The sequence below is a fragment of the Spiroplasma endosymbiont of Amphimallon solstitiale genome, assembly GCF_964030965.1.
Taxonomy (GTDB): domain Bacteria; phylum Bacillota_I; class Bacilli_A; order Mycoplasmatales; family VBWQ01; genus Spiroplasma_E.
The window spans coordinates 2,007,116-2,021,274 of record NZ_OZ034999.1; the positions used below are offsets into that span (position 1 = coordinate 2,007,116).

The window sequence follows — 14,159 nt, forward strand, 5'->3', positions numbered from 1 at the left end:
AAAATTCTCTAAAAATAACACTTTATCATGTATCATTACTTTTCTACAAAATTAAAGCTTATTTCTTCTAATTCATTAGCTGTTTCTTGCAATTTTTTATTTAATTTTTCCATTTTTGCTTGACAGTCGCTATCATCAACATTAACAGTAGTAACACTTTCTCAACTATCTTCTTCTACTGTCTTATTTTTTTCATTTATCATTTTTAAGTATCCTCCTTTTTATTAAAATTCTCATATACTATTTTTATTAATAATGAAAATTATTGAAAATATTATTTTGTTTCAATTTTAAATAAGATTTATTTAAAGATAATTTTAAATAAATCTCACTTAAAGTTTACAACTGAAAACATTACTATACAATAAACTTTCCTAGAAAGCAATTATTAATAAAATTGAAAAACAATTAAGTTATAAAAATTATTAATTTAATTATTTTAAAATAATTAAATTAACATACATTAATATTTTAAACATTTGATAAGATAGTGTAAAATAATTAGTAGTTTAGTAGTTTAGAAAAGGCTTAAAAAATGACATTAATCAACACGTCTGTGAATCAAAAAATTTTATTAACTGGTTATAAAAGATTTTGTTATTCTTTTAGCAAAATTTTATTAGTTATTCTATTATTTCCTTTTGTTTATTTTTATTCAAAAAAATATCAAAAACAATTTTTAGAATTTTGCTTTTCTTATCAAAAAGAAGGTAAATTTAAAATAAATAACAAACAAACAGTTGATATTAATAGTTTTAATTATCATCAATATGATTGTCAAATTAAAGATCTTAATAAATATGGCTATCCAATTGATTGAAAAAAAGAAAATTATCAAGAATTTACCATTAAAAATGATAATAATCAAAACATTAGTTGTCTAACTGTCATTCAAAAAAAGAAAAGTGATAAATGAGTTATTGGTTTTCATGGTTGAACAGAAAATAAATATTTAGCATTAAGATTAGTGTCATGATTTTATGAAGAAGGATACAATATTTTAACTTTTGATAATGTTGCTCACGGTAAAACTTATGGCCAATATAGTGACATTGGTCTTACTTATGCTGAAAATATTAATTGTTTAATTAATTGAATAAAAGATAATTATCAAGTTAGCAGTATTGGTTTAATTGGTAATAGTATGGGTGCATCAACAATTAATTATTATTTATTTAATTATAAAGTAACCAATTTAATTAACTGGGCAATTACTGATTGTGGATTCTCTAACCTACTTGTTCAATTTCGTTACGTCATGCAATATCGTTATAAAAAACCTTGATGATTAATTAGTAATGGTTTAACAAAAAGATATCAAAAATTTACAAATACAAATATTTTAAAATATGATTTATTAAAAAAAAGCAAAACAAGTTTTCAAGTTCCTACCTTATTAATTCACGGTAAAAAAGATAATTTTGTCGCATTTTTCATGGCTAATGTCATTCATAATTATCAAGTTAAACTCCATTATAAAAATTATGATTATTTATTTTTGGAAAATATTGGTCATATTGAAACCTTACCAAATGCTTATCAAACTTACATTAATAAACCTGAATTGTAAAATTAAAAAGGACACTTATATAAAAATTAAATTGTGTTAATTCTATAATTAAGAAAAGAAAGGAATTAGCACAATGTATAAGTATCTGACTATTGAATCAATAATAGCAATAAAAGAATATAAAAGTTATGGATTTTCGATTCGTAAAATAGCAAAAGCCATTGATTATAGTAAATCAACTGTACATAGAGTTTGTAGATTATTAAATCAAAACTTATTACCATTAGAAATATTGAATAAAATTCAAAAAAATAAACAAAATGCAGGTAGAAAATTAATAATTTTAACTTTAATAGAAATTAATACTATTAATCATTTGTTAATTACTAAAAATTATGCTCTTGATATAATTGCTAATTTTTTAAAGGAAAATAAAATAAAAAGTATTTCAACAAAAACTTTATATAACATGTTTAAAACAAATCGAATGGGTTTTGATGAAAATAACTTATTGAGAAAAGGAAAAAATAAACCTCACAAACAAAAAGAAACTAGGGGCAGAATTAATAATTGTAAGTCTATTCATGAAAGAAATTTAATCATTCCTAATATTAAAAATATAGAAGAATTTGGTCATTTAGAGGGTGATACTATCATTGGTAAAGATCATAAAAGTTCTATTATTACTTTAGCTGATATATGATCAAAAACCACAATTCCTTTAGCAACTAAAAATAATAAATCAGAAAATATTACAAAAAGTATAATAAAATTTATTTCAAAGTTACAAAAAGGAACAGTTAAAACTATTACTTTTGATCGTGGTAAAGAATTTAGTAAATGAAAATTAATCGAAAAAAATTGTAATGTTAAGATTTATTTTGCAGATCCTGGTAAACCTTGTCAAAGAGGTTTAAATGAAAATAATAATGGTATTTTAAGAAGATATTTACCAAAATCTACAGATCTATCTTCATATAAACAAAAAGATTTAAATACTATAGCATTTCAAATTAATTCTACACCCAGAAAATCACTATCTTATAAAAGACCAATAGATTTAATACAATTATTTTAAAAAACTGTCCCATTTATATTTACAATTCAGGAAAATAAAAAGTTTTATCAATACATACGAAATAAAAAAATAGAGATAGGAAAAAGACATGAAATTAAAAAAGAAGTATTCGTTTTGAGTAATATTAATGATGGCAATTTCTGCCACAGTTGGATCATCAGTACTAATTTCATTTGGACAAGTAGCATTTCAAAGTGGATTTAATCCGATTTTAATGATATGTGCCTGAATTTTAGGCGCTATTTTAATTTTGCCAGAAATGTTATTACTAGCAGAAACTGCTATTTCTTTTCCAGGAAATGGAAGTGCTTATTATTGATTAAAAAAAGCAAATTGAATGGCTTGTTCGTTTTGATTGGGATGGATTTTAGTTTTAATGGTTAGTGCTACTGCCGTTGCTTCTGCTACTTTAGCATTAGGTAATATTATTGGTACTTTAGCTCATATTACTAACCAATGGTTGATAAAATTATTTGGAATTTTAATTTTATTTGCATTAGCTATAATCCAAATATTTATTAAAAATAGTTCTGGAAAAACACAAATTATTTTTACAATTTTAAAAGGATTACCAATTACTTTTGTTTTATTTATTGCTATGATTTATGGTAATACAGATAGCTTTAATAGTGAAATAGTTCAAAAAGATTTATCAAAAATTTTTCTTGCAACTTATGTTTTATTACCAGCAACAACAATGACACTATTTGCCTATTCAGGAATTGAAGCAATAACTTATGTTACTGAAGAAGTAGAAAATCCAAGAAAAAATGTACTTTGAGCTTTAATTGTTGCAACAGGACTAATTATCTTTTTATATTTAATACTATTAATTGCTTTGTTAACTATTAATGAACCATTTTCATGATTAGATAAAATGATGGATTTAGTAACGTTTGATATTATGCTATTATCAATAATCCTAATATTTCTCATGTTTTAGCTTATATTTTTTCAGGACTAGCAATTTTATTATTTGTTGGTTCACTAAATGCATTTCTACTTTATCAATCACGTTTAATTTTTAAAATGAGTGAAGAAAAAGATTTGTTTAAATTTTTTCAAAAAACAACTAAAAGAACTAATATGCCATGAGCTGCTATGCTACTATTAATATTTGCTGCTTTAATTTATATTTTATGAAATCAATTGTATGAAGTAACTAATTACTTTATTATTGCTATTAGTTTTTTAAAATTAATTGTTAATTCAGTCATTATCTTTTTAAGGCGCAAACATCCAGACTACCAAAAGATTTTTAATAATTTTTGATTTTACTTTTTCATTATTATTGGTTATTTAGGAGCAATAATTGCTATTGTTGGATCATTTTTAGCAATGTATTATTATGGTACACAAAATAATAATATGTGAGCATTATGAAATTCACTAATTTTAATTGCTGTTATGTTAGCAGGATATCCTGTTTACTATATTAAAAATTATGTAGTTAAAATTGTTAACAATTTTAAAAATCAAAAAAAAGATAATCAATCATAAAAAAATAATCTTATACCTTATTTACTTTCTTGTGCTAATAAAAAATTTTTAATATGAGCACCATAAAGATAATTAACAATATTCTTATTTTTATTAACAACACGATGACAAGGAACAATAATTGCTAATGGATTTTTACTTAAAGCTGAACCCACTGCTCTACTTGCTTTTGGATAACCTATCTTTTGCGCTAATTCTTGATAAGTTAAAGTTGTCCCAAATTGAATAGTACAAGTTTTACTCCATACTAATTCTTGAAAAGGAGTTCCTTTTAAAGCTATTGGTAAGTTAAAATCACTTAATTTTTTATCAAAATACATTGCTAATTGTTTTAAGCAATTAACTACCACTATATTACTACTATCCTTAGCAACTTGACGAGTATTAACAAAACTAACTTTTACTACTTGTTCTACAACTACTATGATTTCAATTAAACCTATTTTAGTAGTTAAATAACCATATTTTTTCATATTTTTTATTACCCCTTTATTTTATTTAAACTATTACTTTCTTTTACAAGTTTTTGTAATATTTTATTATCAAAATTTTGTTTTAACAAATCTGAATTTTCAACAATCTTTTCAATAGATCAATCTCACCATTTTATATTTTGTAATTTTTGAACTATTTTTTTAGAAAAACGATATTTTATAATTTTAGCAGGATTATCACCAACAATAGCATAAGGAGGCACATTTTTTGTAACTACACTTTTAGCTGCAATTACTGCCCCATTACCAATAGTTACCCCTCTTAAGATTGTCACATCATGACCAATTCAAACATCATTTTCTATCACTGTTGGTGATTTAATCGGAAATTTATCTAATTTATCTTTTTCTGTAACTTCTGATAAATTTAATGATTTATAAAATAATGGTAAAGGAAATGTTGAAACTGCACAATAATTATGATTGCCACCATTCATTATAAATAAAGCACCTTGCGCAATTGAACAAAATTTACCAATAATTAATTCATCATCTATCATATTTGGAAAATGATAAATTATATTTTTATTTTCAAAATCAATAGCTGCTTGCTCACCATTAAAATCATGATAATAAGTATAATCACCAATAAAAATTTTAGGTTTAGTAATATAATTTTTTATTAAAAATATTGTTGGTATATGAGGATTAATTTTAGTATTTGGACTTATCAAAATACCTTTTTGTGCTTTATCGGTCAACTTATTTTACTCCTTTATTTTTCACTTTCAATACTCAAAATTAAATCACGAAGTGAAGCTGCCTTTTCAAAATTTAAATCTTTAGCTGCTTGTAACATTTCAACTCTTAAATCAGCAATTATCTTTGTTTTAGCAGCTATTTTTGTTTTACCTTTACTTGAATTTAAAACTTTTAAATCAACATCTAATTCTCTAGTACTTACGATTTCACTCAACGGTTTTTTAACAGTAACTGGTACTATATTATGTTTTTTATTATAAGCAAGTTGAATTTCTCTTCTTCTTTGCGTTTCTTCAATTGCTTGTGTCATTGCCTCTGTCTTAATATCTCCATATAGTATAACATGACCATTAACATTTCGTGCTGCGCGACCAATAGTTTGGATTAATGATTTAGTATTACGTAAAAAACCAGATTTATCAGCATCCAAAATACAGATTAATGACACTTCTGGTACGTCTAATCCTTCACGTAATAAATTAATACCAACAATAACATCAAAAACACCTTTTCTTAAATCTAACAAAACTTTAGTACGTTCTAATGTTTTTAATTCATTATGAATATAAGCAACTTTAATTTTTTGTTCTTGTAAAAAATTTGATAATTCTTCTGCCATTCTAATTGTTAAAGTAGTAATAAATACTCTTTCATTATTTTTTGTTCGTAATTTTATTTGATTAATAATATCTTCCATTTGATTTTTAGTTGGTTTAATTTCAATTGTTGGATCTAATAAACCTGTGGGACGAATAATTTGCTGAACTGGTACATTAAAGGGTTCAACTTCATTTTTAATTAAAGATAATTCATAATCAGCAGGAGTTGCTGAAGTATAAATAACTTGCTTTAACTTATTAGAAAATTCATTAAAATTTAAAGGACGATTATCCAAAGCACTAGGTAAACGAAAGCCATATTTTACTAGTGTTTCTTTTCTGCTACGATCAGTATTATACATTCCTCTAATTTGTGGTAATGTCATATGAGATTCATCAATAATTGTTAAAAAATCATCTGGAAAAAAATCAATTAAAGTATATGGTGCTGAACCCACTTCTCTATTTTCTAAATGACGAGAATAGTTTTCAATACCACTACAAATACCAAATTCTTTTAAGGATTCTAGATCATGTTCTGTTCTTTGTTCTAATCTTTGCGCTTCTACTAACATATTATTTTTTCTTAGTTGTGCTAATGTTATTTTTAACTCTTCAGTAATTTTAATAATTGCCTGATCAACACGACTTTTACTAGTAATATAATTTTGCGCAGGAAAAATTGTAATAAAGGGAAAACGTTCTAAAACATTAGCGCCTAATGTATCAATACGTGCTATTTCTTCAATTTCATCACCAAATAAACTAATTCTTAAATAAAATTGATCATTTCAAGATGGAGCTAACTTTATTAAATCACCTTTTGCACTAAAACTACCCGGTTCTAATGTAATATCATTACGTACATATCCATTTTTAATTAGTCTTAATAATAAATCTTTTCTATTAATTTTTTGTCCTTTTCTCAATTCAAAAAAGTTATCTTTATATGCTGTTGGTTCTTGTTCACCATAAATTGCTGCTACTGATGCTACAACAATAACATCTTTACTAATAGATAAACCATTTAAAGCACTTAATCTTAACATTTCAATTTCTTGATTTTGTTTAGAATTTTTATCAATATAAGTATCAGTTTTTGGTAAATATGCCTCGGGTTGATAAAAATCAAAATATGAGACAAAATATTCAACGCGATTTTCAGGAAAAAAAGTTTTCAATTCTCCATATAATTGCATAGCTAATGTTTTATTATGTACTAAAATTAAAGTTGGTTTTTGCACTTGCGCAATAATATTGGCCATTGTAAAAGTTTTACCCGTACCAGTGGCTCCTAATAATACTTGGTATTTAATATTATTTTTAATAGCTACTACTAATTTTCTAATTGCTTCGGGTTGATCACCTGTTGGTTTATAAGGTGCTTTTAATTTAAACATAACTTTATATTCCTTTAAAATATTCTATATACAATACCATATTATTTTAAATAAAAATAATAATAAAACTTTTATAAAATTAAAATTATTATAAAACAATATAAATACTATACTTATTTTTTGATTTTTATAAGTATAAAAAATTATAATAAATTTCTTAAAAAATTTAAAGTTTAGTATCAAATAAATCCAATGTTTAAAATTGAGTTATTATCTTTTATATTTTATTTTACTTAAAATATAGTAAAATTTTAGCCAGATAATTAAAATAATTTGGGAGATTGTCAAAAATCCGAAATAGATTACTTCATATATAGTCTTATTATAAATGTTAGACAAGAAATAATTAGGATTTTTATGTAATTGTAAGTCTATCTTACTACTATTTTAAAAGTATTACAACTAAGATACTTATAATAACTTTTACTAAGTGCTAAAATTAACAAATAAATTTAAGGAGATTTTAAAGATGAAAATTAAAAAATTACAGTTAATAACTGCATTACTATTTATTTTAACTATTTTAATTATGAGTACCGGTTTAACATTAATTGATTTTAGTAATTATCATTCAAATATGTTTAATTTGTTAACAAAAAGTTATGAAAAGTTAGAAAAAAATGGATTTGAATTATTAAAAACAATTAGTATAAATCATATTTTAAGTTATTCTGCGGATTATGTATGTCATATTAGTCATAATAATAAAAATTATTATAACTGAATACAATTACAAGTTGGCATTATTTTTTGTATAATTATAACTCCAATTTTAACATTTATAACTACTTCTTTATTATTTTTCAATATTGGTTTAAGAGTAAAAATAAAAAATAATAATTTTTGAGATGCTATACAAAATTGTGAAATAATAAGTAATTATTACATTCATTAAATTATGTTTCCAAATTTATTTTATTACATTTAAAAATAACCATTTTAATGTAAATCAAAATATTATATGTTCGATTAGCAATCATTTCTTTTAAAACATGTCAAATATTAGTTTCAGTAAAACAACCAATATTTCAAGAAGCACCTTGATTAACAATACCTTTTTTATTATTTTTAAAATATTGTTTTTTTAATTTTTTATGATTATCTAATTGATTATATAAATAGTCAATTAACTCATCATATTGACCATTTTTTATTAAATTTTTACAATTATTATATTCACTTCAATATTTTCCTTTATTTCCCGCCATTATGCCAAGATATAATGTTCTAATTAAATGAAATTTATCTAAAACAAACTCAGCACCAAGATAATCTGCTACATCTTTAATTCACCCAGCACTATCTCCACAAATAATTATTTTTGCTTGTTCAACATTTTCATAAAATTTTTGACAATGTTCTTTAATAAATTCAGCAGTCTTTTTAACTCCAATTGCTGTTTTTGTTGGTCTAATAATTGCTTTTACTCTTTTATTTTGCAGTTTATGATTAATATTATCTGTATATGTAGTTATTAATCGCATAGAGTGCTTTATACCTTTACGTTTAAAATTTCAAAATTTTCTATGACCATCATCAATTGCTATAAAAATAGGTTGATTTTTTTCTAACTTTACTTTTACTGGAATTGTTTCAATTACTTCTAAATTATTAAAAACTCTATGGATAGTACTAAGACTAATATTTGCTTTTTTTATAACATCTCAAATATCACGATATCTTTTTCCATCAGCAAAATATTCAATAATAGTTTGTTCAATATCTTTGCCAATTCTTTTATATTTAGGTAATTCTAGTCATTCATCGACTAAACAAACACGAATTCATTTTTGTAATTTTTCATCAAAATATTTATATATTCTTCTTTTATAAGTTACTAATCCATATATAGTTTTTCTTGTTCGATATTGATAATCAACAATTTTATATTTCTTTTTATCTCTTGTATTTTTTATTATTCAATCTCGTTTTTCTCATTTATTTTTTAAATGTTCTAAAACTAATTTATCAATTTTAGCATATTGTTCTTTTAATTTTGTAGAAAAGTAGTGGTAAAATAAAAAAAGTCATCAACTTGACTTAAAATTTGATTTTATTAAATTTTGGGATTTATTTTTTTACAAACTGAAATATAACACATTGGATTTTTGATAAGGGGTTAATCCGTAGTGTTGATATTTTCATTTCCATAAATTGAGGTAATTTTGAATATTGGTAAATCCAATGCCATGGTAATGAGTAATAAATTCTTTTAAACTTGATTGTATTTTACTGACATTACTTAATTTTTTATAATTTAATTCTTTATTTTCTTTTGATTTAAACTGCTGGATAGTGGATTTAGTTTGTTTAGCTACTGTATCATATAATACTTGCATATCACAAACTATAATTGAATTTTCTTCGATAAGTTTCGATGTTAAGTTTTCTTGTACTCATTTTTTATTTAATCTTTTAGTATTTGTTGTTTGAGCATAGATATTTCGGTTTTCATCAATTGCCATTTGAATACAACAATTTAAATCTTTAGCATTTTCTTCAATTCATTGTTTTCTTGGATCATTTGGATCTTTAAAGTTTCCTTTATGAATTTCTTTGATAAAAGTTTCGTCAACTTCAATTCTAGCTTTTAATTTTACAAATTGATTTTGTGTTTTTACTAATTGTGTTGATTTCATAAATTTTTGACGATTAAATCAGGCAGTTTTATTTGTAGTATTAATAAATTGAGAAATAATGTAAGCAGATTGACCTAAAGTAGCTATTTGTATCAATAAATCTCATTGATCATGAGATAAATGACTTCAATAAAAATAATGATTTTTAAAAGCATGAAAAGTAATATTACAACTTTTACATTTATATCTTTGCTTATAATCTTTACTACCATATTTAGTACACAAAAAAGAACTACAATCTGGACATTGAATCCCTTTCTCTTTGAATTTTTGTTCGACTGCTTCAAATTTTTCTTTTTTCTCAATTTGTTTAATTCTAGTTTTATTTTCTCTAAAAATCTCAATAAAATCTTTATCAGACAAATTATTTAAAATTTCTTTTACTGTATTTTTATTCATTTAAAATCACCTCTTTAATATTAAAAATACCATATAAAAATATATTTTTGCTAATTTTACTAATACCACTACTTTTCTACAAAATTAAAGTATTGTTCTCTAAAATTTCATTTATAATTAAAACTCATATTTAACTCTCCTAATCTGTTTCTGCACTAATTATTAATTTTAATTTACATAAATTTAAAGTGTTAAAATATGGTAAATAACATTAATAATTTATTTTATTCACAATAATCCACATAAGAACGTAATTATGATTAAAATAATGCTACTGTGAAAAAAAGTATCTTCACATTTGCGATATAATAAACAAGTAACATATAATTAATAGTATAGGTATCACAAAATAAACGCCTTTAATTTAGGCGTTATTTTACGTTTAAAAGGCATATTGTAAAAATAATATAAATTAAGTACAATTTAAAAGTAAAATTAAGGAAAAAGGAGTAATTCAAAATGAAAACATGAATAAAAACAAATTTTCAAAAAATAGCATTATCATTTGCTGTAATAACTGGTTCTACTGGTTTAATATTAGGTGCAGTTGCATATTATCAAACTAATGGATTAACAAAATATTTAGACCATTTTTATGAAGAACATAGGGGGGGCAACTATATGAGAACATAAAAGAAATGATGAATATAAAATAGAATTATATTTTGGAGTTAATCCAAAAAATCAAGATGATATAAAATGAGATGGTAAATATCCTGATGGATATTTTTATAAATAATTTTAAATTTCTAAATTGATATAAGAAATATTTTCATTATATTTATCAAATAAATTAATATTTTGTAAATTTATTTCTTGATTAGTTGTTACTAAAATTAAATCATAATTTCCAGCACCAAATATGCCACTAATTTCAATCCGATTTAAGTTATTAATCGGATTTTTAATTTGTAATTCAAATTCACTATTATCATCAATTTGTGAAATTTCTTTATAAAATTCTAATTTAGAAAATAATTGAGATTTATTTGAACCATATAAACTTAAAACATTTTCAATTTTATTATTACTAATGATTACTCTTGTAAAATATTTTCCATATTCACCACTCAGTGTTCAATCAGCAGGAATTAATGAAGGTATATTATTACTTTCTAATTCATTGGTTATAGATAATCAATTAAATTGATTATCATCTAATTTAAATAATTCATTTTGACTAATGTCATTATTTTTTAATTTAATATTATTAATATCTGTAAAATCAAAATAATTAGATTTTAATATTACTTTTGCATCTTTAAATTGTCAAATTTCATCTTTATTAGGATGTATTGGATTTGATTTCAATTCAAAGTAATACTTTAATTTTGTAGAAAAGTAATTATACATGATAAAGTGTTATTTTTAGAGAATTTTTAAACTAAATAATGTTACTTTTAACAAATTTTTAATTAAAAATAATATTTTAAGTGTAAATTGATGAATAATTTTTGGTCATCCATACTTTTCTACATAATTAAAAAAGTAATATGGTAATAAAATCTTATTATCATCATTTAAACCTTTATTAATTGACATACTTGAATAAATATTATTTGATAACATAATAACTATTTGCTTAAATATTTTTACTTGCTCTAAATCAATATAATTAGGATAATCTAGTTTTCACTGTTTAAACAAATTAGTAATAACATCTTCTGGTTTTTGATTTTCAAATTTTGCTCGTAATATATCCATTTTATTTGGGGTAGATAATAAAGATGCACCATCAAAATTTTTATTGTAATTATATGTATAAGTTAGCATATCTAATAGTAATTGTTGTAAACTATCAACTGTTGGCGCATCTTTTATTTCAATTTCAATATCATTGAATTTATTATTAGTTGCAACATATTGATAAAATTGACTTTCACCAGGGAAATTTCAAACTTCTTTATCTTTTAATTCCTTTTCTTTCTTTAATGGTCATTTACCATCTCAAACAGTACCCATTTCATATCCTAACCAAGCATGAGTTATTCTTGCATTATTAATAACTTCTCTTCTTGTTACAGAACCACTACCAATTTTAATTAAATCTAAAACTGATTTTTCTTTTAATTATGTAGAAAAGTATGGATGACCAAAAATTATTCATCAATTTACACTTAAAATATTATTTTTAATTAAAAATTTGTTAAAAGTAACATTATTTAGTGTAAAAATTCTCTAAAAATAACACTTTATCATGTATCATTACTTTTCTACAAAATTAAAGGATTTTTCTTGTCCAATAAATTGTTTTGCTAAATTTCACGGTAATATCTGTTCACTAAATCATTGCTCTAATATTCTAACCTTTGGTTGAGTTTCAATAGGCATTGATAATAGTGGAAATGCTATCTTATCTTTGACAAATAATTTAGGGTATACTTCCATATTGTCAACTTCACCAAGTACCTTTATATTGCCGAAAATCATGCTTCTAGGGGGTTTTATTTTTAAACCAGTTACTTTGGTATTTTTATCTAATGGTTTTTGTAATTTAATAATAATTGGATAACCATCTCTTGTTTTAAAATCTTTAATTTTAATAATAGTTATACTTTTAGTACTTCTTGTTTTTGGATTTTGATAAGGTTGTGAATAATTATCCTGAATTGTAAAATTAAAAAGGACACTTATATAAAAATTAAATTGTGTTAATTCTATAATTAAGAAAAGAAAGGAATTAGCACAATGTATAAGTATCTGACTATTGAATCAATAATAGCAATAAAAGAATATAAAAGTTATGGATTTTCGATTCGTAAAATAGCAAAAGCCATTGATTATAGTAAATCAACTGTACATAGAGTTTGTAGATTATTAAATCAAAACTTATTACCATTAGAAATATTGAATAAAATTCAAAAAAATAAACAAAATGCAGGTAGAAAATTAATAATTTTAACTTTAATAGAAATTAATACTATTAATCATTTGTTAATTACTAAAAATTATGCTCTTGATATAATTGCTAATTTTTTAAAGGAAAATAAAATAAAAAGTATTTCAACAAAAACTTTATATAACATGTTTAAAACAAATCGAATGGGTTTTGATGAAAATAACTTATTGAGAAAAGGAAAAAATAAACCTCACAAACAAAAAGAAACTAGGGGCAGAATTAATAATTGTAAGTCTATTCATGAAAGAAATTTAATCATTCCTAATATTAAAAATATAGAAGAATTTGGTCATTTAGAGGGTGATACTATCATTGGTAAAGATCATAAAAGTTCTATTATTACTTTAGCTGATATATGATCAAAAACCACAATTCCTTTAGCAACTAAAAATAATAAATCAGAAAATATTACAAAAAGTATAATAAAATTTATTTCAAAGTTACAAAAAGGAACAGTTAAAACTATTACTTTTGATCGTGGTAAAGAATTTAGTAAATGAAAATTAATCGAAAAAAATTGTAATGTTAAGATTTATTTTGCAGATCCTGGTAAACCTTGTCAAAGAGGTTTAAATGAAAATAATAATGGTATTTTAAGAAGATATTTACCAAAATCTACAGATCTATCTTCATATAAACAAAAAGATTTAAATACTATAGCATTTCAAATTAATTCTACACCCAGAAAATCACTATCTTATAAAAGACCAATAGATTTAATACAATTATTTTAAAAAACTGTCCCATTTATATTTACAATTCAGGCAATAAAAAATCTTTTATTTCTTTTTCAATTGCATTATTAACTGTATCTACTCTAGAACTACTATCAATTGAAGTAACTACACAAACTATAATAACTCCTATAACAATAACTATTATAGGCAAACCTATAATCATAAACATTAAATCATTATTATTCATTTCAGTATTATACAT

17 protein-coding genes are annotated in these 14,159 nt (G+C 22.8%); 7 read left to right on the top strand and 10 right to left on the bottom strand.

The window, feature by feature from the left end; translation table 4 throughout:
• Positions 1 to 35: 35 nt before the first annotated feature.
• A complete protein-coding gene (locus AAHH39_RS12485; RefSeq protein WP_342218310.1) occupies positions 36 to 203 on the bottom strand; it encodes a hypothetical protein in 168 nt (55 codons plus the stop codon).
• Positions 204 to 556: 353 nt separating this feature from the next.
• Between AAHH39_RS12485 and AAHH39_RS12490 the strand changes: the two genes are divergently transcribed.
• The 4 genes from AAHH39_RS12490 (at position 557) to AAHH39_RS12505 (ending at position 4,088) form a co-directional block, all read left to right on the top strand.
• A complete protein-coding gene (locus AAHH39_RS12490; RefSeq protein ID WP_342218311.1) occupies positions 557 to 1,570 on the top strand; it encodes an alpha/beta hydrolase in 1,014 nt (337 codons plus the stop codon).
• Between the two features lie 73 nt (positions 1,571 to 1,643).
• Entirely contained in the window at positions 1,644 to 2,588 is a 945-nt protein-coding gene (locus tag AAHH39_RS12495; protein WP_342217458.1) for an IS30 family transposase, read from the top strand.
• Between the two features lie 88 nt (positions 2,589 to 2,676).
• Positions 2,677 to 3,531 carry an amino acid permease gene (locus tag AAHH39_RS12500; protein WP_342218312.1) on the top strand — a complete coding sequence of 285 codons (855 nt, stop codon included), beginning with the start codon at positions 2,677 to 2,679 and terminating at the stop codon, positions 3,529 to 3,531.
• Positions 3,532 to 3,617: 86 nt separating this feature from the next.
• Positions 3,618 to 4,088 (top strand): hypothetical protein, encoded by a 471-nt coding sequence (locus AAHH39_RS12505; RefSeq protein ID WP_342218313.1) that lies wholly within the window; start codon positions 3,618 to 3,620, stop codon positions 4,086 to 4,088.
• 17 nt (positions 4,089 to 4,105) lie between these two features.
• Here AAHH39_RS12505 and AAHH39_RS12510 read toward each other — a convergent pair whose 3' ends face one another.
• From AAHH39_RS12510 to uvrB, 3 genes are read right to left on the bottom strand one after another with little or no spacing between them, the layout of a single operon-like run.
• Entirely contained in the window at positions 4,106 to 4,561 is a 456-nt protein-coding gene (locus AAHH39_RS12510) for a methylated-DNA--[protein]-cysteine S-methyltransferase (protein WP_342218314.1), read from the bottom strand.
• A gap of 8 nt (positions 4,562 to 4,569) precedes the next feature.
• Positions 4,570 to 5,283 (bottom strand): CatB-related O-acetyltransferase, encoded by a 714-nt coding sequence (locus AAHH39_RS12515; RefSeq protein WP_342218315.1) that lies wholly within the window; start codon positions 5,281 to 5,283, stop codon positions 4,570 to 4,572.
• 14 nt (positions 5,284 to 5,297) lie between these two features.
• Positions 5,298 to 7,283, bottom strand: coding sequence for an excinuclease ABC subunit UvrB (gene uvrB, locus AAHH39_RS12520; protein WP_342218316.1), 1,986 nt, complete (start codon positions 7,281 to 7,283; stop codon positions 5,298 to 5,300).
• Between the two features lie 469 nt (positions 7,284 to 7,752).
• Between uvrB and AAHH39_RS12525 the strand changes: the two genes are divergently transcribed.
• Entirely contained in the window at positions 7,753 to 8,178 is a 426-nt protein-coding gene (locus AAHH39_RS12525; protein ID WP_342218317.1) for a hypothetical protein, read from the top strand.
• A 1-nt stretch (position 8,179) separates the two neighbouring features.
• On the opposite strand, the gene AAHH39_RS13595 is transcribed toward AAHH39_RS12525, so the two are convergent.
• Both AAHH39_RS13595 and AAHH39_RS12535 read right to left on the bottom strand, forming a co-directional pair.
• Positions 8,180 to 9,343 (bottom strand): Mbov_0401 family ICE element transposase-like protein, encoded by a 1,164-nt coding sequence (locus AAHH39_RS13595; RefSeq protein WP_425288930.1) that lies wholly within the window; start codon positions 9,341 to 9,343, stop codon positions 8,180 to 8,182.
• An 18-nt stretch (positions 9,344 to 9,361) separates the two neighbouring features.
• Positions 9,362 to 10,321: a transposase-like zinc-binding domain-containing protein gene (locus AAHH39_RS12535; protein ID WP_342217794.1), complete on the bottom strand. Its 960-nt coding sequence runs from the start codon at positions 10,319 to 10,321 to the stop codon at positions 9,362 to 9,364.
• A gap of 459 nt (positions 10,322 to 10,780) precedes the next feature.
• Between AAHH39_RS12535 and AAHH39_RS12540 the strand changes: the two genes are divergently transcribed.
• Positions 10,781 to 10,954, top strand: a complete 174-nt coding sequence (locus AAHH39_RS12540; RefSeq protein ID WP_342218319.1) for a hypothetical protein — start codon at positions 10,781 to 10,783, stop codon at positions 10,952 to 10,954.
• Between the two features lie 108 nt (positions 10,955 to 11,062).
• Here the strand turns inward: AAHH39_RS12540 and AAHH39_RS12545 are convergent, their stop codons facing one another.
• The 3 genes from AAHH39_RS12545 to AAHH39_RS12555 form a co-directional block, all read right to left on the bottom strand.
• The gene (locus AAHH39_RS12545) at positions 11,063 to 11,674 is read right to left on the bottom strand and encodes a hypothetical protein (RefSeq protein WP_342218320.1); all 612 of its coding nucleotides are present in this window, start codon (positions 11,672 to 11,674) and stop codon (positions 11,063 to 11,065) included.
• Positions 11,675 to 11,689: 15 nt separating this feature from the next.
• Positions 11,690 to 12,283 (bottom strand): hypothetical protein, encoded by a 594-nt coding sequence (locus AAHH39_RS12550; protein WP_342218321.1) that lies wholly within the window; start codon positions 12,281 to 12,283, stop codon positions 11,690 to 11,692.
• Between the two features lie 243 nt (positions 12,284 to 12,526).
• Positions 12,527 to 12,751: a hypothetical protein gene (locus tag AAHH39_RS12555; RefSeq protein WP_342218322.1), complete on the bottom strand. Its 225-nt coding sequence runs from the start codon at positions 12,749 to 12,751 to the stop codon at positions 12,527 to 12,529.
• Positions 12,752 to 13,009: 258 nt separating this feature from the next.
• On the opposite strand from AAHH39_RS12555, the gene AAHH39_RS12560 reads away from it, so the two are divergent.
• Positions 13,010 to 13,954, top strand: coding sequence for an IS30 family transposase (locus AAHH39_RS12560; protein WP_342217458.1), 945 nt, complete (start codon positions 13,010 to 13,012; stop codon positions 13,952 to 13,954).
• Positions 13,955 to 13,973: 19 nt separating this feature from the next.
• Here AAHH39_RS12560 and AAHH39_RS12565 read toward each other — a convergent pair whose 3' ends face one another.
• Positions 13,974 to 14,159 (bottom strand): hypothetical protein, encoded by a 186-nt coding sequence (locus tag AAHH39_RS12565; RefSeq protein WP_342218323.1) that lies wholly within the window; start codon positions 14,157 to 14,159, stop codon positions 13,974 to 13,976.